The organism is Pseudalkalibacillus sp. SCS-8, from assembly GCF_040126055.1.
Classification (GTDB): Bacteria; Bacillota; Bacilli; order Bacillales; family Fictibacillaceae; genus Pseudalkalibacillus; species Pseudalkalibacillus nanhaiensis.
This window is the reverse complement of sequence record NZ_CP143541.1, coordinates 1,732,623-1,753,941: the sequence shown is the minus strand read 5'-3', so window position 1 is coordinate 1,753,941 and position 21,319 is coordinate 1,732,623. Positions and strand designations below refer to the sequence as shown.

Here is a 21,319-nt window from a genome sequence, read left to right as displayed (position 1 = left end):
CTTCCCGGTTCCGGAAGTGCCTCACCATGTTTACGTTCATTATATGAGCTACCGGTTATTCATTCAGATTAAAATATATCATGGTTGTATCAGAAAAACAAGAAATCAATTTTCAACACTTTGCACTTCATGGATACGGAGATTGAATTTTTCCTGCAATCGTTTCGTTATTGGACCAGGCTTACCGTCTTGGACAGGTTTACCATCGATGGTGACGACAGGAGTGATTTCCATTGTTGTACTTGTAATCATCACTTCATCTGCATTCAATAAATCATCCATTCCAAATTTCTTTTCAACGACATTGAGCTGGGATTCTTCAGCAATCTTGAACAAAACATTGCGTGTTATTCCATTCAATATCAGGTTATCCGCGGGATGAGTCACCAATTCACCCTCTTTTACAATGAAGACGTTGGATGAACTTCCTTCCGTGACGATCCCGTCCCGTATTAGAATCGCTTCATCACACCCTGCATCCTTCGCTTTTTGTTTACTCAACACATTCCCCAACAGGTTCAGACTCTTGATGTCACATCTCAACCAACGAATGTCCTCTGTCGTGATGACCCCGATGCCGTCCGCCATTTTTTGATAAGGTCTTGGAGCCTCTTTCGTATAAGCGATAAGAACACCGTCCGCGTGATCCGGGAAGTGGTGTGTCCTTTCTGCAACCCCTCTTGTCACCTGCAAATAAACTTGTCCGTCTTTTACATTGTTAACAGCTGCAAGATCCTCTAAACGCTTTTTCAACAAATCTTTTGCGTAGGGCAGGCTCATCTGAAGTTCCCTTGCACTTCTTTCTAGACGTGTCAAATGTTCATCCATACCGAAAAAACAACCGTTGTAAATACGGATCACCTCATAGATGCCGTCCCCGAATTGGTAGCCCCGATCTTCCATTCCGATATGTAATTCCTTCTGTTCCATCAACTTGTCTTGTACTAATATCATCGTGTTCCCCTCCGTTTTTTCTAAAGTATAAAATGCAATTGAATCCGCAAGCTATAAAAGTTCACATCATAAAGGACTTAGGTGATTTACATGGACGGAAATTGGATATCCATCATCCCCTTCTTAGTAGTCATTCCCATAGCCATGCTTACGAAACAAGTACTACCAGGTATCCTTGTCGGTCTGATTGCGGGTGCTTATTTGAGTAATCCTTCTCCGATCGGCGGTATAGAAACGATGCTTACTTATCTTGTAACCGCACTGGTTGATAAGAACAACATCAAAATCATCGTTTTCCTTTATGTTTTTTCTGGTCTTGTCGGTATGATCAAAATCGCCGGAGGGATCAAGGGCTTTGTTGAAGCTGCTTCGGAAAGAGTCGATACGAAAAAGGAAGCTATACTCCTAACATATGTCTCAACACTCGGAACATTCAGTGCTCCAAGTTTCCGATTCGTCACAATCGGCCCGATCATGCGGGCATTGATGAAACGTGTGAGTATGACTAAGAAAGAATTAGGCTTTGTCATTGAAACCACCACAACTCCAATCATTGTGTTGATTCCGATTGCGACCGCATTTGTCGGTTATATGGTTTCAGTCATTGAGCTCGGTCTTCATAATCAAAATTTAGAAGGAGATCCATACAGACTGTTCATCCAAAGTATACCCTTCAATTTCTTTGCCATCTCAATCTTCCTCGTAGGGATCTATCTTAGTTTCTTTCATCATTCTTCTGATGGAGAACAAGAGGAGCCTTCCGATGAGAAGGACGAAGATGATTGGCATAATTGTGATCCAGCAGTTTCACTCGACCTTCCGTCAAAACCATTGAATTTATTGCTTCCTCTATTCGTCGTCATCATCCTAACGCTAGCTCTAACCTGGTATGATGGGGCTCAAAAAGGCTTTGGTTTTTTCCAAGCATTTATCAAGGCGAACGTTTTAGATGCGATGGTCATCGCCTTGTTGATTACGACGTTATTGACAGTCCTCTTCTACCTTTTTCAGAATTTCGAATTAAAGATGTTGATTGAAAGCTTCGTTTTCGGAGGTAACAATCTGATGTCCGTCATTCTGCTGCTTTCAATCATTTGGGGACTTGCATCTGTTACTGAGGATCTCGGTTTTTCAGCATTCATCACTGAAAATGCTTCCTGGATACCAGCCATACTTGTCCCGCCGATCCTTTTCCTATTTGGATCAGCTGTCTCCTATTTCATCGGTTCAGCCTGGGGGACGTGGGGTATCATCATGCCCTTGGGGATTTCGATGGCCTCCATGGCAGATGTTTCATTACCACTCGTAATCGGAGCAGTATTTGCAAGTGGAACCTTCGGATCGTTCGCGTCCCCGTTGAGTGATGATATCAATACGATCAGTCGAATCTTAAACCTTCAAGTAATGGAATACGCAAGGTTCAAGCTTAAAGCCGCGTTGATCGCAGTAGGGATATCCGCTATTTTATATTTCGGTATCACCTTCATTATGTAAAGAGGAGGATCAGTCCTCCTCTGGCAATTGTACATAATCCTGGATACGGTTCGCCATTTTACTGTACCCTTTTTGGTTCGGGTGCAATTTATCATTGGAGAAGAGCGCGTCGCTATCCTCATCGGTGAAAAGGTCGTCGATCGGGATGTAATACGTCTTTTCGTTAATTTCTGCAACCATTTCGGCCGTATCGTTCCATTCTCCAATCACCCCATCGATCTCCTTTATATCCTGGAAGAAGTTATGGAAAGGATTGAATAACCCGATCAAGTAAATATTTGCATCGGGATTCAATGTCCTGATCGTCTGAACAATAACGAACAGGTTCTTCCGATACCGCTCCTTCCCTGTTTCAAACAAGTCCATATTCAAACTGAAGAAATTGTATTCAATAATGTTCAGGATGTCATTACCACCGATCGTGATGAAGACATGATCCGCACTTTTGATGTGCTCCTGGACATTTTCTTTATCGACTTTTTTGACCAGCTTTTCGCTAGGCAGACCGTGGATGCCGAAATTCTTCATGCTGACAGGGTCTTCTGAATTCTCTTGAATGTATTGTGAAACGGGGTGGATATAACCACCTTTCGTTTTATCACCAGAACCTTTCGTCAAGGAATCCCCTAATCCGACGATATGGATATCCTCAATGACCGCCTCCGTTACTTCCTCACTCTTATCATCTTTCTTACCCTTCTTTTCACCTTCGTCATTCTGCTTTTCGTCATCTTTGGTTTTTTCTTCTTCATCGTTGGAGGGTTCAGTGACAATCGGTCCGATAACCGGGTCAGACTCAGGCTGGTCCTGAATTTGATTCGTCGTAAGAAGAAAACCAATCATAACGATTAGTGGGATGAGGATCAGGTATATCCACTTGTATTTTTTCATTATATCCCCTCAATCTAGGTCAATCTACCACTATTGTAATATAAAATAGGCCCACACTTGCATATGAGTTGCAATCCTAAGTACGTGTTGATACATTGAATTCAACTTATATGTTCTATGAGTAAGTCCGCAATAGAGAATAGGAGGATCGGTTATGGAATTCTCGATAACGAAACCAGCAGTGCAATGGTTCATCAATGAACTCGATCTATCAGAGGGCGATCATGTCAGATTCTTCGCACGGGTCGGAGGGTGTAGTACCGTCCAATCTGGATATTCACTCGGTATTTCAAAAGAGTCCCCATTTGAACCAGCAAAGACGTTTGAATCTGATGGGATCACGTTCTTCATTGAAGAAAAGGACATCTGGTATTTTGATGATCATGACCTTAAAATCAAATACAGCCGTAAATATGATGAAATCTCTTTCGAGTATTCTGGACAAGATCATGATTGATGTTAAAAACACAGGGTGAAATCCTGTGTTTTTTTTATTCGTTTCCTACTCTTTTATCCAAATTGAACCGTTGGATCTGTTCAAACTGTCCTTCAGCTCGTAAAATCGCCAATTGCCGTTCACCGAGAAGGTCGTAATGGGGATAACCGGAATGGTGATCGATCCATTCCTTCCTCAAGCCATGTGATTTTCCCCATTCAATCAATTTATCAAGATCGTTGCACCCAACCTTCGTCACTGTTTCATATTCGGGGAATCTTGGATCAATCCAATAATGAGTCAGAAAAGCGATTTCATTCTGTTCAGCCTTTCGTTTCCATGCTTCCAATTCTGTACGCCTGATCCCAAATGCCATATGGTCCTTATCCCTTCGATTTCCCTTTCACTGCCTTCGTATAAGCCTTATGCCACTCTGGGAGCACCTTCTTCATGATAAGTGGTTTGAACGAATCTTTATCAACCAGGACGTGTGTGGAATACCCAGTAATGCAGAGCTCATCGCTCTCATTATAGATGGCATACCCATAGATCGCCCTTACGCCTGAATATTCTTCCAACCATGTTTTTATCCGAGCGGTCTCCCCATATCGGAAAGGTTTTTTATACGAAATGGAAATGTCAGTGACGGGTGCGAGGACACCGTCTTCCTCCATCTGTGCATAACTGAACCCCAGGTCTTTTATGAATTGGGTGCGACCTACTTCAAACCAGACGAGGTACGTTGCATGATGCACAACACCCATCTGATCTGTCTCTGCATACCTTACTTCTATTTCAGTGTTTGTTACTGTCATGAAATCATTCCTTATTCCATCAATTGTATCGCTTGTTTGAAGTCTTTTTTCTCCAAGCGGTTCAAAGATTGTTCATCTGGAGTCAATGCTTCATGCATCACCCGTTGCGCTTGGAGCTGGATCGTCAAATCGATCAAATCGGTTGCGAAGCGTCCATTTCCGTCAATGTGGATATCAGTGAGCGATTCCTCCAAATAAGAAACCGTATCTTCCCCCCATACATAACCGTACTTCTGAGAATGCCTCTTCATGATTTCAATCAGCTCAGCTACTGAATAATCCTCAAAATGGAAAAATTTCTTGAATCTCGAAGAAAGCCCTGGGTTACTATTTAGGAGCTGTTTCGTCTCTTCCGGATAGCCCGCAAGGATAACGACGAGGTTTTCGTTATGCTTGGTCATCTCTTCCACTAAGGTATTAATCGCTTCCTTGCCGAAATCCGCACCTTGACGATTATACAAAGCATACGCTTCATCAATGAAAAGAACGCCTCCAAGCGCCTCCCGTACCTTTTTCCTCGTTTTGATTGCAGTTTGTCCCGTATAGCCAGCAACAAGATCCGATCTTCCAACCACAATCAAGTGACCACGTTTCAAGAAGCCCTTTTTCTTAAGCAAATTCGCATAAATTGATGCTACCGTCGTTTTCCCTGTACCCGGATTTCCAACAAATACAGAATGGAGCTGGATGGGTACGGTAGGTAATCCCTTGTCACGACGTAATTGCTGGACCTCAATAAATGCGCTTAGAGATTCCATTTCATTTTTTATTTTGTCCATCCCTACAAGCTGCTTCAGCTGCTCATCCGGATCTTCATCAAAGGTAGGCTCCTGTAATTTCACATCCTCTTTTGCAATCGTCGTGAAATCCTCAGTCGTTGCATCCTCTACCGTTTCAATGTTCGCCCCTTTTTGGAAGATGACATCCAGAACCAAGTTCCGTACTGTCCTGGCATTACCGAACGAATCATCCACACGGGCATAATCAATTTTTTCCTCTAACCGTAGAAGTGCATCCTCTGTGAAGGTGTAATCATTTTCAAATGCCACCTTCTCAGCAATCTGAAGCAATTCTTCATTCGAGTATTGTGGAAGGTAAATATGATTGCTTTCTGGAAAGCGACTTTGCAGTCCTGGATTCATTTGAAGAAACTGTCTCATTTCTTCCGGGTATCCCGCGAGGATTACAGCAAATTTTCCTGCATACTCACTGCTCGTCATCGCTGAAACCAATGTATCAATAGCGGTTTGCCCATAGTCATTACCTGATGAACCTTCTCGTTTCAAGGTGTATGCCTCATCAATGAACAGGACACCTCCAACAGCCTGTTGAATCACTTTCATCGTATTTTCTTCTGTTTGACCGACATATCCACCCACAAGCTGTGAACGATCAACTTCAGTCACCTTACTGTTCGGAAGGATTCCGAGATCATGATACAATGCTGCCAACAACCTCGCAATCGTCGTTTTACCTGTGCCTGGATGTCCTGTCAGAACCATATTCAGACTCAATTCATCCTTCATTTGATAGCCATGTTGCTGCCGATGCTTTTGGAATTGCAAGAATTGGTATAGCTTATGGACCCGTTCTTTCACTTCTTCCATACCGATCATTTCGTTCAACTGCATTAAAGCAGTGCTACCTTGCTTTTGTTCTTGTTCCTCATTCATCCATTCACTTTGAATCGAGCGGATCTCTGTGATTCTTTCCTTCATTTCTGTCTGAAGGGCAGATGGATGGAAGGATCCGGATAACGAGGACCTGTATTCCTCTGTCACCTCACGAAGACGACGGAAAACATGGAATACGTGTTCAATCTCTCCATATCTCGAATTCATCCAATCCATACGGTCGACATCACCAATCACCTTTGCTGAAACGAGGGCTTGATTGGCGAGAGCCACTATTTCCTCTTCGTTTTCAAGGACAGTGTTTGCCGTTTGAATAAGGTCCTCTGCAGCCTTACGCTTAGCAGGCACGTTATCCGTTTCTCTTATAACAGGTAATTCCATCTTTTCAAACCATCGTCTCAGTTTCATGGTATAAACCGAGTAAACGACATCATTCACAAGTGTGTCCTGTCGGGCATGCGACAATGCGATTTCAACCCGATGCTTTATGGCATCATCGATCTCATGCCTTCGATCCACTCTCACCTTGACGATCATGGCGTTCAATTTTCCGATTAATTCATAAGCTTCTTCCGCAGAAAACGCTTGTTCCACGTATTGAAGCTGTTTTAATAGATCGATCTCTACATTCGGAGGATAAACGTCCTTCTTGTTTAGAGCATCGATCCAGTCCGTTATTTTATTCTTTCGGTCTCGATGTGCATTCTTCATGTTTGTTCACCACCTGCAATTCCCAATCGGTCCCATTATATCACATTCACTCCCCTTCCTTCCGTACTTAGGCTTCCTGAAAATACAACAGACTGACCCGAATCGGATCAGTCTGTTCAAGGATGTCTATTATGAGGTTTGAAGCATGAACGGTGTCGTATGCTCAACTGAAGTTTCACACGCTTCTTTCATGTTTTTCCAGAAGGAGACGATTGATTGATCTTCTTCTTCAGCCATCGTCAACTCCAACCACCCGAGCTCTTCAAGCAAACGGACGGATGAGCCGATCCATATTTTCTTACTTCCAATCGTCATGTAAAAAGGATCCTCAAACCGGAAAGGTAAATAGATTCCGGTACTGTTCGGATGTAGGATAATATGTTGATATATCGTTCCTTTTGTCAATTTCGCATATAAAAGCAGTACACCATCATTTTTGGCTGTCTTTTTCTTAAAATTCTTCAATGTTTCTAGATCCCCAAGCTCAATGCTCGTAATCGGATGATCCCAGTTCAATTGTTCCTTGAACGGAATGAGATGCCCGAGACGCTGCATATGAATTTCGAGCTTTCGATAGAATGGATCGTTTTTATCTCTGTTTGTCACTTCAAGTGGTTGAATCATTGCTTGAACTGTCATTTCTTCCATTCCTCCCCGTCGTACATCCATAGGGTTCGAATGTTAACCGTATTTCAAGAGGGCTTTTGACCATCTTTTTTACCCTGTTTTATCCAGATCCTTGGACTAATCAGGATCCATGAAAATGAAAAAGCATGTAGCGTAAAAGCCACATACTCTTCACTTAACCCTTTGGAGGGACATAATCCGGTTGTTCATCGGATTTATTGCTCATCTGTTTCCCTTTGTTTCCACCAGCAGCCTTTTGTTGCGTGCCGATGTGGTTGGGTACGAAATCCTTCGGGTGACGTTTCGGATTACTCATTTCATCAGCTCCCTTCCTACATAGGCTTCCCATTTTCCTTGAGGGCTTACGTTAATCTGCGAAAAAAAAGAAAACAGGTTTTCCTGTTTTCAATTGTTCTTCATATGCCGATTTTCTAATCTGATTTCAATCTGTTCCATAGCTTCTTGATCTTTCAGCAGCTCGCGCTTATTCTCCAGAACGAGTTCTTTGAATGATCGTTTATTGCCCTTACGCATATGTACCCTCCTCGCACAATGATCTCTATGATCATTCTTCCCAGTTCCAAATCTTTTTATTCAAATTATCTGAAAGTTTATAGGATGTGCGAAAATTCAGGGTTACCGGGACTTGTGAATCACCTTTTTACAGGTCGGAAGCCAGCATCTTTCGCTTCCTCAATCGTACAGAAGATTTGTTCAGGCTTTGTTACCTCGTACGATGAACCACCTGGGAGGTGATAGATCTTCTCTCCGCTTGAGTTGATATTTCCTTTGATTTTACACTGTGATGGATCGTTTTCATTAGTGTTTTCAGTGGTCTGAAATCCTTCGTCAGTTACATAATCCTCTATACTCCATATTCCAACTTTTTTCTTTTGAGCTTCTCTCTGGATTTCCTGGAACCGATCAACATACTTCGTGTTTGGCGGAAAGATATATGGGACACGAGCTAATCCCTTACGAAGTAATTGTTCATTCAGCATTTCACCTTCTGCATCATATGCATATGCAAGAATCCGACCATACTTATCACGCTCCGATACATCCAATTCCAAACGTACATATTCTCCGGATAACTTATCTTTCATAAAATCACTTGCTTCTTTTCCAAAAGGCTGTTCAGGCTTTCTTGGATGGACCGTTTCAGGTGTATCAATCAACAGAAGACGAATGGTTTCTTCTTTTCCTTCATAATTCACTTTGAACGTATCACCATCGATGACCTTCGTTACTTCATAGGTATCGGGGCTTTCATGACCGGCACATCCAGCAAGCGCGAAAATGAACAATACGAGACTTAAGGTGACTCTCTTCACAGAAATTCCACTCCTCTATGTATGAAAAAAGCAGCTCCTTTGTGGAGCTGCTCGTCTTGTTGACATTTAAGCGTTTTGAAGTTTGTTACGGAGAACCATTTGAAGGATACCACCGTGACGGTAGTAGTCGATTTCAACTTCACTGTCGAATCGAGCAACAACTTCAAATTCTTTCTTGTTCCCTTCTTCATCTGTTGCAGTCACTTTCAACAATTGACGTGGCTTCACATTCTCATCAATGTCGACATCGAATGTTTCTTTTCCTGTCAATCCAAGTGATTCAGCACTGTCTCCATCCTTGAATTGAAGCGGTAATACACCCATCAATACAAGGTTACTTCTGTGGATACGCTCGAAGCTTTCCGCGATGACTGTCTTGATGCCAAGAAGGTTTGTACCTTTCGCAGCCCAGTCACGGGAGCTTCCCATTCCGTAATCCTTACCAGCTAGTACGGCAAGTCCAGTACCATCCTGTTGATACTTCATGCAAGCATCGTAGATGTACATGACTTCTTCTGTCGGCCAGTAAGTCGTCCATCCACCCTCTGTTCCAGGGGCGATTTGGTTACGGATACGGATGTTTGCAAACGTACCACGCATCATAACTTCATGGTTACCACGACGAGAACCGTATGAGTTGAATTCGGAAGGCTTGACGCCGTTATCCATCAAGTATTTACCTGCAGGGCTGTCTTTTGCGATCGCCCCTGCCGGAGAGATGTGGTCCGTTGTGACAGAGTCACCGAACTTACCTACAACGCGCATGTTATTGAGACTTTCAATCTTGCCAGGCTCTTTAGACAAGCCTTGGAAGAATGGTGGGTTTTGGATGTACGTAGAGTCGTCATCCCAGCTATATAGCTCTTCTTCAGTCGTATCGAGATCGTTCCACTCTTCGTTATCATCGAATACGCGCTCATATTCTTTCTTGAACAGTTCAGGCTTAACAGCGTCATCCATCGCTTCCTTGATTTCAGCAGTAGTTGGCCATAGATCCTTGAAGTACACGTCATTTCCGTCTTTATCTTTACCGAATGAATCCTTTTGAAGATCGAAGTTGACGGAACCAGCCAAAGCATAAGCGACAACAAGTGGCGGTGAAGCCAAGTAGTTCGCTTTTACAAGCGGGTGGATACGTCCTTCGAAGTTACGGTTACCAGATAGGACAGAAGATACGATAAGATCGCTTTCAGCAATTGCTTCTTCGATTTCTTCAGCCAATGGACCGGAGTTACCGATACATGTCGTACAGCCGTAACCAACGAGGTTGAATCCGAGCTTTTCCATGTAAGGCATTAAACCGGATTCTTCAAGGTAACCTGTAACAACCTTGGATCCTGGCGCCAAGCTTGTTTTCACATACTCAGGAACTTCGAGGCCTTTCTCAACCGCTTTTTTCGCGATGAGTCCAGCTCCGAGCATAACACTAGGATTGGACGTGTTCGTACAACTTGTAATTGCAGCGATCGCTAGGTCTCCAGTCTTCATGTTGGAAACTTTACCGTTCGGGTGCTTGATTTCAACGGACTTGTTGATTTCGTCTTTTTCTAAACCGAATCCGCTGTTTCCAGCTGGTGCAACCAATGCACGGTTGAACGCATCTTTCATTTCAGAAAGTGGAATCAAATCTTGCGGACGTTTCGGTCCAGATAGGTTCGGCTCAAGCTCAGAAAGGTTCAATTCAACAACATCTGTGAACTCTGGATCAGCTGTTCCAGGTGTGTAGAACATTCCATTTGCTTTTGTATACTTCTCAACCAGCTCGACTTGTTCTGGAGAGCGTCCAGTCAAACGCATGTAGTTCAAGGTTTCATCGTCAACCGGGAAGAATCCGCAAGTTGCACCGTACTCAGGCGCCATGTTGGAAATCGTCGCACGGTCAGCAAGCGTCATATCTGCAAGGCCTGGTCCGAAGAATTCGACGAACTTACCGACAACGTTTTTCTTACGAAGAACTTGCGTCACTTTCAATGCAAGGTCTGTTGCTGTCGTTCCTTCAGGCATTTCACCAGTCAATTTCACACCGATGACTTCCGGTACCGGGAAGTAAGATGGCTGGCCAAGCATTCCTGCTTCCGCTTCAATTCCACCTACACCCCAGCCAAGTACACCGATTCCGTTGATCATTGTCGTATGGGAATCTGTACCGACTAGAGAATCCGGATATGCTACTGTTTCTCCATCTGCCTCGTGAGCACCAACAACAGAGGCTAAGTATTCAAGGTTTACCTGGTGTACGATACCTGTTGCAGGTGGTACAGCACGGTAGTTGTCGAAGGACGTTTGTGCCCAACGCAAGAATTTGTAACGCTCAAGGTTACGTTCGAATTCACGTTTCATGTTGAATTTCAACGCATCGTCCGTTCCGTGCTTATCAACTTGTACAGAGTGGTCGATGACAAGATCAACTGGAATTTCAGGGTTGATCTGATCTGGTGACCCACCCATATCCGCCATTGCCTTACGTAATGATGCCAGGTCAACAACAGCTGGAACACCTGTGAAGTCTTGTAGAATGACACGGGAAGGTTTGAAAGGTACATCAATGTCTTTAACGTCCTTTGTTCCCCACTTCGCAAGGTTTTCAATGTGTTCTTTGTCAATTACTCTACCGTCATATTGACGTAAAACAGATTCTAACAATACCTTAACAGAATAAGGTAGACGGGATGTGTTTCCGACTCCCGCTTGGTCAAGCGCTTTCAAGTCATAATAATGATACGTCTTTCCGTTCGCATCAAATGTCTTTTTTGCATTATAAACATCGTTTGTGCTCATGCAAAAAACCTCCTTCTCCTATCCATGATACATCAATTACTGGAATGCTGTCGAAAGATTACTGTTTGTGTTTCTATTGGTTTTATCCTTCCTTCTACACTAGTGTAGTATAGACCACTATATAAGTAAATTTCAATATTTTTATGTATGTTCATAAGTTTTTCTTATGCCCATGTGTTTTCAAGAATTTCACTATGTATGTGTTCAATGCTTTGGAAACACACTAAATTCGTGGAGGTGAAATCCATTGGCTAAACCAAAAAGAGGTAAAGTGAACCCAGCAACTTCAGATAAACAAGCGATTCAACAGCCTACCGGGTTCGACCATGAGTTCGCTAATGAACCTTTGACAGAAGCTGAACGTCAAAACAATAAAAAACGCAAAAAAAATCAATGAAAAAACGAAGGGGTGTCATCATTTGGAATGACAACCCTTCCTCTTTTTATCAATATAGGTCTTTACGTAAATTGTACAGATCTTCCTGGTATTGACGCAATTGTGCACGTTGGTGTTCACTTGCGACTTCCAATGCATTATCAATCTGCTGTAGCGCTTCATTCAATTCTTGGGTAAACATTTGCTCTTTTGCTGCAAAATCAGGGTCTGCCGAACTCTCAAGTGCGGCTCCATTCGCCTTGATCGCTTGCTCATAGCCTTGTTGAGCAGCCTGGAACGCTTGTTGTTTATCCTTATGATACGGCATGAGAATCCCTCTTCCTTTCATAATGGTCTGTCATTAATATGAGACAGGATCGACTGATTTATTCCATCCAGGTCATGAATATCCTTCATTCGACTCCAGCATACTACCTATAAAGGGGGGTTCTGTATGACAGAGCGAAATACATCAAAGGATCAAAGGAAAAATGCACCTAAAGGCGATAATCATGGTCAGCCTGAACCATTAGATGGTTCAAAGAAAGTGAAGAATCGAAACCATACACGCCAAAAGCACGGGGGCCATTTGTAAGGTCCCAAGTTAGCAGATTGTATGCGAATATACCGTAGATCGTACTTTCCAAAAAAGTCTTTCTACGGTTTTTTTATACCCAATATGATTGTCTTTAAACCGAAATGGATTCTAACGTTCTGATAATTTCATCTTCCTCTTCTTGGGTGACGGTCCGAAGATCCAAAATGACCTGCTCTTCCTTGATTCGTCCAATGACGGGTATTTCAGCAGACCGTAACGCATTGAACAGTTCCTCACTCGTCAGACGCTCAGGCCGGACCGAAACGACATATGTCGGAAGCTCAACCTCAGGCATTGTGCCCCCACCAATTCTAGATGTACTCTCCAGCAGGTCCATTGAGAGGTTTGTCAGCTTTGATGCTTTTGATATGAAACGTTCTGCTTGTATTTTTATGTCTTCAGCTGAGCGTAAAATGTCACGGACAGTAGGAATCTCATCAATTTGTCCATACTTGTACGCAACTAGGGTCGCTTCCAGCGCAGCCAACGTAAATTTGTCGACTCTGAGCACTCGAGCGAGCTGATGCTTTTTCAGCTTATCGATCAACGCTTTCTTTCCTGCAATCACACCGCATTGCGGTCCTCCTAACAACTTGTCTCCGCTGAACGTGATGAGGTCAACTCCTGTCGCAATCACTTTACTGACAAGAGGTTCATCCCCGATCCCCTCTTTCTCAAAATCGTATAGCGCTCCACTCCCAAGGTCTTCATATGTCAAAAGGTTTTCATAGCGGGAAGCCAGTTCTACCAACTTTTCTGTCTGTACAGAATCTGTAAATCCAACGACTTTGAAGTTGGACGTATGGACTTTCATAAGCATGGCTGTCCATTCATCAATGGCAGCATCATAATCATGCAAATGTGTCTTGTTGGTCGTTCCTACTTCTGTCAAATGGGCACCACTCTCTTCCATAATAGAAGACACCCTGAATGAGCCACCAATTTCAACGAGTTCACCACGAGATACGACAACACTCCGGTCCTTTGCTAAAGCCCTTAGCACAAGAAAGACAGCAGCTGCATTGTTATTGACGACCATCGCTGCCTCTGCTCCCGTGATGTCCTGCAAGAGACCATCAACTAGGTCATGTCTTGAACCCCGCTTCCCTTCCGAGAGATTGTATTCAAGGTTTGAATAATGCCTTGCAACTCGATTCATCTGCTTAAGAGCATCCTCACTCAATCTCGAACGACCTAGATTGGTATGGATGACGACTCCTGTTGCATTGATGACAGGCTTTAATTCAAAGCTACCGTTCGTTGTTATATGGTCTCCAATCTTCTGAAAGATGAGATCGATCATTTTCTCTTTCGTCTCACAACCCACGTATTCCCCATTCAGGATTCGCTCCCGTAAATCATTCAGGATATCCTGGACGATTACAGTCAGCCCGCTTTCTGTAAAATCACTTTCTTCAGCAGCCATTTTGAAACGTGGATCTGCCTGGATCATATGTACGGCTGGTAATAAACGTAGTTGTTCTTTCATCTCATTCACTCCCATCATTCCTCTAAAGGCGTAAGAACACCTCCAGGGAATCCTCAGGAGGTGTCACGATTATCGGTTCAATTTTTCAATATCAGCAAATAGCTTGTCGTTGTCAGGGAATTCACCCGTATCAAGCTTTGAGTACAATTTCGTCCCGTTCACTGTGACTTCGAATGCGCCACCGGAACTTGGAATCAAATCAAGAGATGTCACGTCGGAACGGAAATGATTGAATAGCTCTTCCGCGAAACTCGCGGCTTTTGGTGCATAGTTTCACTGCATGCAGAATTCGACTGATACTTTGTAACTCATTAAAATTCCTCCTCAAGTTTATAACTTACAATAATTAGTTATTCATGAAGTTGATTTTGAACTGAAATTTACGACACTCCTGCGGGAACAGCGAGCCAGGCGAGACCCCGCAGCAAACATGTGGGTCAATTATCACATAGGATCTTCGAATAAAACCCACCACGTCCTGTGGTGAACGTCGAAGCCACCACATCCTGTGGAAGTGAGGCTCGCGGTTCGCCCGCGGAAAGGGAGTGAATTTCGAAAAAATCAACATCATTTTTAACTTAATCTTAATATTTCGTTTTCTGAATTATCTTCATTCTAGTATATTATTTCTCAAATCGCAAAAAAGATGTTTATACTATGGATAGGAGGTGCTTTCATTGAATAAGGAAGAAAAAATTCGATTAACGACCTTATCGTCAAAAGGTGGTTGAGGATGCAAAATCGGTCCTGAAGACCTGGCGCAAGTTTTGCGTCAATTACCAGAACGTGAAAAAGATCCAAACCTACTTGTCGGTATAGATACGTCTGATGATGCAGGAGTATATAAGCTGACAGATGATTTAGCAATCATTCAAACAGTCGACTTCTTTACGCCAATCGTTGACGATCCATATCAGTTCGGGCAAATCGCTGCAGCCAACTCATTAAGTGATGTCTACGCGATGGGAGGTCAACCAAAAACCGTCTTGAACATACTTGGCTTTCCGATCAAATCACTTGGTCCAGATATCCTTGCTGAAATCCTGAAAGGTGCGGCAGATAAAGTGAAGGAATCCGGTGCCGTCATCGCTGGTGGACATTCCATTGATGATAACGAGCCAAAATTCGGTTTATCGGTTACAGGTGTCGTCCATCCAGATAGGATCTTCAAAAATGTCGGAGCAAAACCAGGAGATGCCCTCGTTTTGACGAAACCAATCGGTGTTGGTATCCAAACGACAGCCATCAAGAAAGAAGGATTGACCACTGAACAGCTCGAGCGCGTTTCAGAAGTAATGGCGACATTGAACAAAACAGCAGCAGAACTCCTAACGGATTTCAATCCTAACGCAGTTACAGACGTGACAGGCTTCGGTTTGCTCGGTCATGCATCCGAAATGGCGAAAGGAAGCAACGTTTCAATGGAAGTACACTTGAACGATGTACCGGTCCTTGAAGGAACGATGCAACTTGCTGAACGTGGTTTTGTTCCAGGCGGTACGAAGGCGAACCATCGCTGGATTGCTGAAGATGTACAATATGATGGATTGTCAGAGCTTGAACAATGGCTGCTCTGCGACGCGATCACGTCCGGGGGGCTTCTGATCAGCATGCCTACAGATGAAGCTGAACAATACGTGAAATTAATGAAGGAACACGATATATCTGAGACTTCCATCATCGGAACTGTTAAAGAAAAACAAGAATACTTCTTATATGCAGGTAAATAAAAATGAAGAGTGATCAATCGATCACTCTTCTCTTATTCTTCATAGATCGTTTCCAATATGTCGTCGGTCACTCGGTCTGGTTTCCCATCAAAGATGAGCTTTCCATCTTTTAACGCAAGAACCCTGGTTGCATACCTCTTCGCCAAAGTCACATCGTGTACGTTAATCAATGTAAGCAGCTGATGCTTTTCATGAATCCGTTTGATGAGCTGGAAGATCCGGTTTGCCGTACCCGGATCAAGGCTTGCGACCGGTTCGTCGCCTAGGAAGACTTTTGGTTTTTGAAGGAGCGCACGCGCAATTGCCACCCGTTGTTTCTGGCCTCCGCTCAAATGCTCCACCCGCTTATGGACATGCTGACCTAACTCGACGGCTTCTATCGCTTTAAGCGCTTCGTCCCTTTCCTCTTTATAAAAGTAACCAATCAAGTTCAACCAATCGTTTCGCTTACCGAATGTCCCCGTCAGCACATTTTGCATGACAGATAGTCTCGGAATCAGGTTGAAATGCTGAAAGATCATTCCCATGTTTGTCCGCACTTCACGTAAAGCTTTTTCTTTATATTCGGTAATGTCGTTTCCTTCAAACAATACTTTACCCTCATTTGGTCGTTGTAGACCATTCAAACAACGGATCATCGTTGATTTACCCGCACCACTTTTACCTAACACACAGATGAATTCACCGGATTCCATTGCTAGGCTTAGATCGTTGACAGCTACATGCTCGGATTGAGGGTATTGTACGCTAACGTTCTGTAGTTGGATGATTGCTTCATTACCCATCAAATCACCGTTTCCCTTATTTTACTACCAGCAAAATCGACAAGGATGACCATGATCATGATCAAAATGACATCGACCGCCACCGCCTGATAATGGAATGTTTTAAAATGATTGAACAGCTGCTGGCCGATTCCGCCTCCCCCAATGAACCCAAGAATGAGTGATGTGCGGATTGCAACTTCAAAACGATAAAAGTAGTGGGATAACACGTTGGGCCATATTTGCGGAAGAATGGAAAACAGGTTCGCTATCCATCTTCTTGCCCCTACGGATTTCATCGCTTCCTGAGGACCAACATCCGCAGCTTCAATCAATTCGGAAATTAGCTTACCGAGTACTCCTATGTTGTGAAGGATGATTGCAATAACTGCAGGAAAAGGGCCCAGCCCAAGTGCGGTTAATAAAATCAATCCGAATACGATCTCTGGTATGGAACGAAGAAAGCTCAAGCCGATTCGGAAAAATCCATACAAAAAAGGAGAACGGCTCGTATTCCGAGCCGCTACAAACGCGAGTGGCAACGCGATGACGAGGCCGAGAAAACTCCCCAGGAACGCCATCGCCATCGTATCAAGGCTTTCCATTATCATTTTCGGGATAATTTCGGTATTGATCGGAAACCATCCTGATAAAAATTCAATCATGTTTCGGAAATCACGAAACTTGGATAAATCGAATTCCATCGCTTTCATGCTGATCAGAATGATCAACGTCAATAAAAATGTCGTGATGATATGACGACGTTTAAACCAGGCCATTTCTTTCTACTCCTTAATGACTCCCTGCTTGATCGCTGCTTGTCGAATGCTTTCATAATCTTCATTAGATGCTTTTGTGAAACCTGACGCACCAAATGCATCTAAAATCTCTTTATCATCAATGTCGATGAAGATCTCTTGTAATTTTTCAACAGTTTCATCATCCATTTCCTTGTTCACCGCCCAAGGATACTGAAACAGCTTATCGGATTTCCAGATCACTTTCAGTTGTTGTTCATCAATTTTACCTGACTCGATAAGTTGGTTATAGATCGCGCTGTCAATTGCCCCAGCGTCCACCTGTTTGTTTTGGACAGCCAAAGCTGTGGCATCGTGTGATCCTGTATAGCGGACCGTATTGAATTTATGTTCATCTTCATTCGTGAAAACACCACGATCACCAAGTTCGATGCTTGGAATCAATGATCCGGAAGTCGAGTTCTGATCACCAAAAGCGAAATCATATTGTTCACTATCCTTCAAGAAGTCCTCCAACGTTTCAAATCCATTGTCTTTGTGGGTGATGATATACGAATGATAGAATGGCTCTCCATCAACCAATTGCGTGATGATTGCTTCGGCCCCGCTTTTTTCGTGGGCAATGACATAAGTCAATGGCCCGAAAAACGCCATATCGATTTTGTTAAAATTCATCGCTTCTACTACCCCGTTATAATCCGGATAGGTATCAATCTTCACTTCTCGTTCCATTTTTTCCTCAAGGAGACTTTCAAGCTTATCCATAGCTCCTTGCATTTCACCTTCTGTCTGTGCAGGAATGACTCCAATCGTCAGTTCTTTCTTCTGACCATTTCCTTCACCTTGTTCTTCATCTGCTCCTCCACATGCTGCCAGACCTAGCATCAAGAGCATTGCAAACACTGCCATCATCAATTTCTTCATCATTTTTCACCTCATCAGTTGTTTATAGATCTTCATGTAGTTTTCTATTTCTTTCTTCACCGAAAACTCTCTTGAAATGATTTCTTTTCCTTTTTCAGAAAACGTTTGGTAGAGATTGCGGTTATTCAGCAATTGGACGAACAAACGCTCAAAAGTTCTTTCGTCTTCGTATATGTATCCATTCATACCATGAGAAATCAGACTTTTATTCCCTCCGTTTGCCCTTGCAATGACGGGGACACCATAATACATGGCCTCCATGATGGCAATCGATTGTCCTTCTGAAATGGAAGTATTCAGCACGATATCCGCCCATCCATAAACATATGTCATTTGCTCAATCGGCATGCTCCCTGCATAGTGAAACCATGAAAATTCTTGTTCCAACTGTTCGACGCGAGCTAACACCTCAGAATCAAGGGACTCACCGACAATCATGAACTTCAACGCAGGATACACTTTTTGAAGTCTCTCCAAGCATCCAAACACATGGAAGACATCCTTCACCTCGCGTAATCCAGCGGGCAACAAGACGTTAGGAGATCCTTTCGGAAATGAAACTGTAGGTGCTTCATTCTTTTCAGGGATGTACACACTTTGTGGAATGACATGGAGCTTCTCCTTGAATTGCGGGTAAACCGACAAAACGCGCTGAGCGGATTCTTGAGTAAAGACGGTTAACGCTTCCGCATCCTCAAGTAATCTTTTCGAATGCGATTCTTCCATGTGTTCATTCACGTCTGTCCCGCCAGATGTGACGAGATAAGGTTTATTCAATCTTTCTTTCCGTTCGTTCATCCAGGCTGCGAAACGATTGAAATGAAGGACATGGTACACATCGCAGGCTGTCATCCTGCTTTGAATCGTTGACGTCCACTTTTCTTCCTCATATGCGAATGCTTCTACATGATGCCCTTCGGCCTGCAGACCTGAGATGATTCTCTTTGCAGTCGTCGCATTACCTCGTTGCGTGTACAGGTAAGGCGTCCAGAATCCTACCGAAAAGGATTCATTCAGTTTCGATATATTGTCCAAGCTTATGATTCACCCACTTCCGTTGGTCCTCAATCCGTTTCGTCAATCCCATCGAGTCTAGTTTCTCTAAAAACATGATGCAATATTTTCTTGATAGATCGAGGATCCCCTTTGCATCCTGGACATTGAAGCTTTCATTATTGGTTTGCTTATATAATTTTCTCAACGAGACGACGAAGACATTCATATGCACGAATGTGCCGTCCTCGAGTATAATGGCGCGGTTTGTTTCAAGCAAATATCTTTCCAATTCTGGGAGAAACGTTTCTGGTATATCTTGCTGGCGAACCATTTCAGCCAATCCTTCATGCTTGATACCGCCTTCTTGAAGTCGGTCGACGACATTGCGCATCCTTTTCTCCCATTGTTTTGGAAAAGCCGGCTCGTGAAGCGAAGCTTTCAAGTAAGGACCGTGCTGGACAACAGCTTCCTTTCTGAGTGAATCTGAAATGGCATATTCAATTAACATCGTTGGATAATGCTTCTTCAGTTCTTGCACGACTTCTGCCTTACCAGGACCCAAACGCATCGGGTATCGCTGATGGAATGCTTTTAATTCATTCATCAACTTATCCCGGGCTTGATCAACCAGTGTCTGTAACGTTACGACGTCAGGCTCCAGGTATACTACAGCTCCCTTATCAACCATCTTTGTTAATTCTTCGGTCGTTTCATCCTCTGATGCACCGATCGCTTCACTCAGCTTGATGGTGGAGATGACTTTTCGTGTTTCAATTGCATCCGAGATCCGCTCCTCTACCGAACCTTCCATTTTCTGTTGAAGCATCTTTATCGTTTCAGAACCAAATCGATATCTAGATCCGAGTGGGTCCAGAATCCAGCCTCCTCCGATCGTCTCAACAGGAGAAGGACGCCTGATGATGAAGCGATCTCCACGGAGCACAGCGACAGGCTCATCAAGCCTTAACTGACAAAGGATATTTGCAGTTTCACCCTCACTAAGCTCATTACGATCGAAATAGACAATCGTTCCCATAACCTCTGATGTACCTGTATGTAATTTGACTCTGGAACGCTGCTTGAGTTTATAACTCAATTCTCCATTTACCTGGAGGACGATATCGATCGTTTTTGTAGGCCTTAAAGCTGGATTCGTTGTCAGGATGTCTCCCCTAACAATCTCTTTTGAAGAAATTCCTCCGAGGTTGATCGCTGTCCTTTGGCCTGCATAGGCTGTCTCTACTGTCTCTTTATGCACTTGCAGCTGCCTGACCCGGACAGTTTCCATGCCGGGGAGTAAAAACAAATCATCACCAGTATTCACCGTTCCTTCAAACACCGTCCCCCTGACGATTGCACCTTTTCCTTTTAACGTGAAGGCTTGATCAATCGGCATTCTGAATTTCCCAGCTGAATTCCTTTGCTCCACACGTGGAAGACGTTGGATGATCCCTTCCTTCAATTCCTCGATTCCATCACCAGATAGACTATCTACAAAGAACATCGGAACATCATCGAAAACAGTCCCTGAAAATTCACTACGGATGTCCTCTTCAACGAGGAGGTGCATTTCTTGATCAACCTTGGATGTTTTTGTGACAGCTATGACAGCGTTTTCTACACCTAGATAATCCAATATTTGTGCATGCTCTTTCGTTTGCGGCATGACCCCTTCATCTGCTGCAACGACCAATATCACGAAATCGATGCCAGCTACACCAGCAATCATCTGACGGATGAATTTTTCATGGCCAGGAACATCAATGATGGACACTTGAAACCCTTCACCCAGATTAAACGGTGCATAACCGAGTTCAATGGAGATGTTCCGCTCCTTTTCTTCTTTCAATCGATCCGTATCGACGTTCGTCAATGCCTTCGTAAGTGTCGTTTTCCCATGATCGATATGGCCTGCCATACCAATGGTAAAATAATTCACAGACATGTTCTTCACCTGCCGTCTTGTGTCTCTTTTTCTACTTTATCGATTGGAAGGATGAGAAGCAACAA

The 21,319-nt window shown here is 43.5% G+C and carries 23 protein-coding genes; 5 read left to right on the top strand and 18 right to left on the bottom strand.

What is annotated here, in order from left to right; genetic code table 11:
• Window positions 1-105 precede the first annotated feature (105 nt).
• Entirely contained in the window at window positions 106-954 is an 849-nt protein-coding gene (dat, locus tag V1497_RS09055; RefSeq protein ID WP_349410645.1) for a D-amino-acid transaminase, read from the bottom strand.
• Between the two features lie 90 nt (window positions 955-1,044).
• Here dat and V1497_RS09050 point away from each other — a divergent pair, with 90 nt between their 5' ends.
• Window positions 1,045-2,448, top strand: a complete 1,404-nt coding sequence (locus tag V1497_RS09050) for a Na+/H+ antiporter NhaC family protein (RefSeq protein ID WP_349410644.1) — start codon at window positions 1,045-1,047, stop codon at window positions 2,446-2,448.
• Between the two features lie 9 nt (window positions 2,449-2,457).
• On the opposite strand, the gene V1497_RS09045 is transcribed toward V1497_RS09050, so the two are convergent.
• Window positions 2,458-3,339 (bottom strand): GDSL-type esterase/lipase family protein, encoded by an 882-nt coding sequence (locus V1497_RS09045; protein ID WP_349410643.1) that lies wholly within the window; start codon window positions 3,337-3,339, stop codon window positions 2,458-2,460.
• A 154-nt stretch (window positions 3,340-3,493) separates the two neighbouring features.
• Between V1497_RS09045 and V1497_RS09040 the strand changes: the two genes are divergently transcribed.
• Window positions 3,494-3,796 carry a HesB/YadR/YfhF family protein gene (locus V1497_RS09040; protein WP_349410642.1) on the top strand — a complete coding sequence of 101 codons (303 nt, stop codon included), beginning with the start codon at window positions 3,494-3,496 and terminating at the stop codon, window positions 3,794-3,796.
• A 34-nt stretch (window positions 3,797-3,830) separates the two neighbouring features.
• Here V1497_RS09040 and V1497_RS09035 read toward each other — a convergent pair whose 3' ends face one another.
• From V1497_RS09035 to acnA, 8 genes are all read right to left on the bottom strand, one after another.
• Window positions 3,831-4,151, bottom strand: coding sequence for a hypothetical protein (locus V1497_RS09035; protein WP_349410641.1), 321 nt, complete (start codon window positions 4,149-4,151; stop codon window positions 3,831-3,833).
• A gap of 7 nt (window positions 4,152-4,158) precedes the next feature.
• On the bottom strand, window positions 4,159-4,590 hold the full coding sequence (locus V1497_RS09030) for a thioesterase family protein (RefSeq protein ID WP_349410640.1): 432 nt from the start codon (window positions 4,588-4,590) through the stop codon (window positions 4,159-4,161).
• An 11-nt stretch (window positions 4,591-4,601) separates the two neighbouring features.
• Window positions 4,602-6,935, bottom strand: a complete 2,334-nt coding sequence (locus V1497_RS09025; protein WP_349410639.1) for an AAA family ATPase — start codon at window positions 6,933-6,935, stop codon at window positions 4,602-4,604.
• Between the two features lie 129 nt (window positions 6,936-7,064).
• Window positions 7,065-7,574, bottom strand: a complete 510-nt coding sequence (locus V1497_RS09020; RefSeq protein WP_349410638.1) for a hypothetical protein — start codon at window positions 7,572-7,574, stop codon at window positions 7,065-7,067.
• Window positions 7,575-7,737: 163 nt separating this feature from the next.
• Entirely contained in the window at window positions 7,738-7,878 is a 141-nt protein-coding gene (locus V1497_RS09015; RefSeq protein ID WP_349410637.1) for an acid-soluble spore protein N, read from the bottom strand.
• 89 nt (window positions 7,879-7,967) lie between these two features.
• Window positions 7,968-8,096: an FbpB family small basic protein gene (locus V1497_RS09010; RefSeq protein WP_349410636.1), complete on the bottom strand. Its 129-nt coding sequence runs from the start codon at window positions 8,094-8,096 to the stop codon at window positions 7,968-7,970.
• Between the two features lie 119 nt (window positions 8,097-8,215).
• On the bottom strand, window positions 8,216-8,896 hold the full coding sequence (locus V1497_RS09005) for a thermonuclease family protein (protein WP_349410635.1): 681 nt from the start codon (window positions 8,894-8,896) through the stop codon (window positions 8,216-8,218).
• Window positions 8,897-8,962: 66 nt separating this feature from the next.
• Complete coding sequence (acnA, locus tag V1497_RS09000; RefSeq protein ID WP_349410634.1) at window positions 8,963-11,674, bottom strand: aconitate hydratase AcnA; 2,712 nt, start codon at window positions 11,672-11,674, stop codon at window positions 8,963-8,965.
• A 271-nt stretch (window positions 11,675-11,945) separates the two neighbouring features.
• Between acnA and sspO the strand changes: the two genes are divergently transcribed.
• The gene (gene sspO, locus V1497_RS08995) at window positions 11,946-12,071 is read left to right on the top strand and encodes a small acid-soluble spore protein O (protein WP_349410779.1); all 126 of its coding nucleotides are present in this window, start codon (window positions 11,946-11,948) and stop codon (window positions 12,069-12,071) included.
• 49 nt (window positions 12,072-12,120) lie between these two features.
• Here the strand turns inward: sspO and V1497_RS08990 are convergent, their stop codons facing one another.
• Window positions 12,121-12,378: a hypothetical protein gene (locus tag V1497_RS08990; RefSeq protein ID WP_349410633.1), complete on the bottom strand. Its 258-nt coding sequence runs from the start codon at window positions 12,376-12,378 to the stop codon at window positions 12,121-12,123.
• Between the two features lie 126 nt (window positions 12,379-12,504).
• Here V1497_RS08990 and V1497_RS08985 point away from each other — a divergent pair, with 126 nt between their 5' ends.
• Window positions 12,505-12,645: a small acid-soluble spore protein P gene (locus V1497_RS08985; RefSeq protein WP_349410632.1), complete on the top strand. Its 141-nt coding sequence runs from the start codon at window positions 12,505-12,507 to the stop codon at window positions 12,643-12,645.
• Between the two features lie 94 nt (window positions 12,646-12,739).
• On the opposite strand, the gene selA is transcribed toward V1497_RS08985, so the two are convergent.
• Both selA and V1497_RS18695 read right to left on the bottom strand, forming a co-directional pair.
• Window positions 12,740-14,137, bottom strand: coding sequence for an L-seryl-tRNA(Sec) selenium transferase (gene selA, locus V1497_RS08980; RefSeq protein ID WP_349410631.1), 1,398 nt, complete (start codon window positions 14,135-14,137; stop codon window positions 12,740-12,742).
• A gap of 69 nt (window positions 14,138-14,206) precedes the next feature.
• The gene (locus tag V1497_RS18695; protein WP_414703617.1) at window positions 14,207-14,350 is read right to left on the bottom strand and encodes an Rdx family protein; all 144 of its coding nucleotides are present in this window, start codon (window positions 14,348-14,350) and stop codon (window positions 14,207-14,209) included.
• A gap of 464 nt (window positions 14,351-14,814) precedes the next feature.
• Between V1497_RS18695 and selD the strand changes: the two genes are divergently transcribed.
• Window positions 14,815-15,867 (top strand): selenide, water dikinase SelD, encoded by a 1,053-nt coding sequence (gene selD, locus V1497_RS08970; RefSeq protein ID WP_414703616.1) that lies wholly within the window; start codon window positions 14,815-14,817, stop codon window positions 15,865-15,867.
• A gap of 32 nt (window positions 15,868-15,899) precedes the next feature.
• Here selD and phnC read toward each other — a convergent pair whose 3' ends face one another.
• The 5 genes from phnC to selB are packed head-to-tail and all read right to left on the bottom strand — an operon-like array spanning window position 15,900 to window position 21,254.
• The gene (gene phnC / locus V1497_RS08965) at window positions 15,900-16,652 is read right to left on the bottom strand and encodes a phosphonate ABC transporter ATP-binding protein (protein ID WP_349410628.1); all 753 of its coding nucleotides are present in this window, start codon (window positions 16,650-16,652) and stop codon (window positions 15,900-15,902) included.
• Window positions 16,652-17,410 (bottom strand): phosphonate ABC transporter, permease protein PhnE, encoded by a 759-nt coding sequence (phnE, locus tag V1497_RS08960; RefSeq protein WP_349410627.1) that lies wholly within the window; start codon window positions 17,408-17,410, stop codon window positions 16,652-16,654. Before phnE ends, phnC begins: the two co-directional genes overlap by 1 nt.
• A 6-nt stretch (window positions 17,411-17,416) precedes the next feature.
• The gene (phnD, locus tag V1497_RS08955; RefSeq protein ID WP_349410778.1) at window positions 17,417-18,313 is read right to left on the bottom strand and encodes a phosphate/phosphite/phosphonate ABC transporter substrate-binding protein; all 897 of its coding nucleotides are present in this window, start codon (window positions 18,311-18,313) and stop codon (window positions 17,417-17,419) included.
• Window positions 18,314-18,319: 6 nt separating this feature from the next.
• The gene (locus V1497_RS08950; protein WP_349410626.1) at window positions 18,320-19,348 is read right to left on the bottom strand and encodes a glycosyltransferase family 4 protein; all 1,029 of its coding nucleotides are present in this window, start codon (window positions 19,346-19,348) and stop codon (window positions 18,320-18,322) included.
• Window positions 19,323-21,254 (bottom strand): selenocysteine-specific translation elongation factor, encoded by a 1,932-nt coding sequence (gene selB, locus V1497_RS08945; RefSeq protein WP_349410625.1) that lies wholly within the window; start codon window positions 21,252-21,254, stop codon window positions 19,323-19,325. Before selB ends, V1497_RS08950 begins: the two co-directional genes overlap by 26 nt.
• Window positions 21,255-21,319 lie beyond the last annotated feature (65 nt).

What these genes read in the sequence shown, in the direction of transcription:
- dat (WP_349410645.1), bottom strand. Translation starts at nt 954, where the DNA reads ATGATATTAGTACAAGACAAGTTGATGGAACAGAAGGAATTACATATC.
- V1497_RS09050 (WP_349410644.1), top strand. Translation starts at nt 1,045, where the DNA reads ATGGACGGAAATTGGATATCCATCATCCCCTTCTTAGTAGTCATTCCC.
- V1497_RS09045 (WP_349410643.1), bottom strand. Translation starts at nt 3,339, where the DNA reads ATGAAAAAATACAAGTGGATATACCTGATCCTCATCCCACTAATCGTT.
- V1497_RS09040 (WP_349410642.1), top strand. Translation starts at nt 3,494, where the DNA reads ATGGAATTCTCGATAACGAAACCAGCAGTGCAATGGTTCATCAATGAA.
- V1497_RS09035 (WP_349410641.1), bottom strand. Translation starts at nt 4,151, where the DNA reads ATGGCATTTGGGATCAGGCGTACAGAATTGGAAGCATGGAAACGAAAG.
- V1497_RS09030 (WP_349410640.1), bottom strand. Translation starts at nt 4,590, where the DNA reads ATGACAGTAACAAACACTGAAATAGAAGTAAGGTATGCAGAGACAGAT.
- V1497_RS09025 (WP_349410639.1), bottom strand. Translation starts at nt 6,935, where the DNA reads ATGAAGAATGCACATCGAGACCGAAAGAATAAAATAACGGACTGGATC.
- V1497_RS09020 (WP_349410638.1), bottom strand. Translation starts at nt 7,574, where the DNA reads ATGACAGTTCAAGCAATGATTCAACCACTTGAAGTGACAAACAGAGAT.
- V1497_RS09015 (WP_349410637.1), bottom strand. Translation starts at nt 7,878, where the DNA reads ATGAGTAATCCGAAACGTCACCCGAAGGATTTCGTACCCAACCACATC.
- V1497_RS09010 (WP_349410636.1), bottom strand. Translation starts at nt 8,096, where the DNA reads ATGCGTAAGGGCAATAAACGATCATTCAAAGAACTCGTTCTGGAGAAT.
- acnA (WP_349410634.1), bottom strand. Translation starts at nt 11,674, where the DNA reads ATGAGCACAAACGATGTTTATAATGCAAAAAAGACATTTGATGCGAAC.
- V1497_RS08990 (WP_349410633.1), bottom strand. Translation starts at nt 12,378, where the DNA reads ATGCCGTATCATAAGGATAAACAACAAGCGTTCCAGGCTGCTCAACAA.
- V1497_RS08985 (WP_349410632.1), top strand. Translation starts at nt 12,505, where the DNA reads ATGACAGAGCGAAATACATCAAAGGATCAAAGGAAAAATGCACCTAAA.
- selA (WP_349410631.1), bottom strand. Translation starts at nt 14,137, where the DNA reads ATGAAAGAACAACTACGTTTATTACCAGCCGTACATATGATCCAGGCA.
- phnC (WP_349410628.1), bottom strand. Translation starts at nt 16,652, where the DNA reads ATGGGTAATGAAGCAATCATCCAACTACAGAACGTTAGCGTACAATAC.
- phnE (WP_349410627.1), bottom strand. Translation starts at nt 17,410, where the DNA reads ATGGCCTGGTTTAAACGTCGTCATATCATCACGACATTTTTATTGACG.
- phnD (WP_349410778.1), bottom strand. Translation starts at nt 18,313, where the DNA reads ATGAAGAAATTGATGATGGCAGTGTTTGCAATGCTCTTGATGCTAGGT.
- selB (WP_349410625.1), bottom strand. Translation starts at nt 21,254, where the DNA reads ATGTCTGTGAATTATTTTACCATTGGTATGGCAGGCCATATCGATCAT.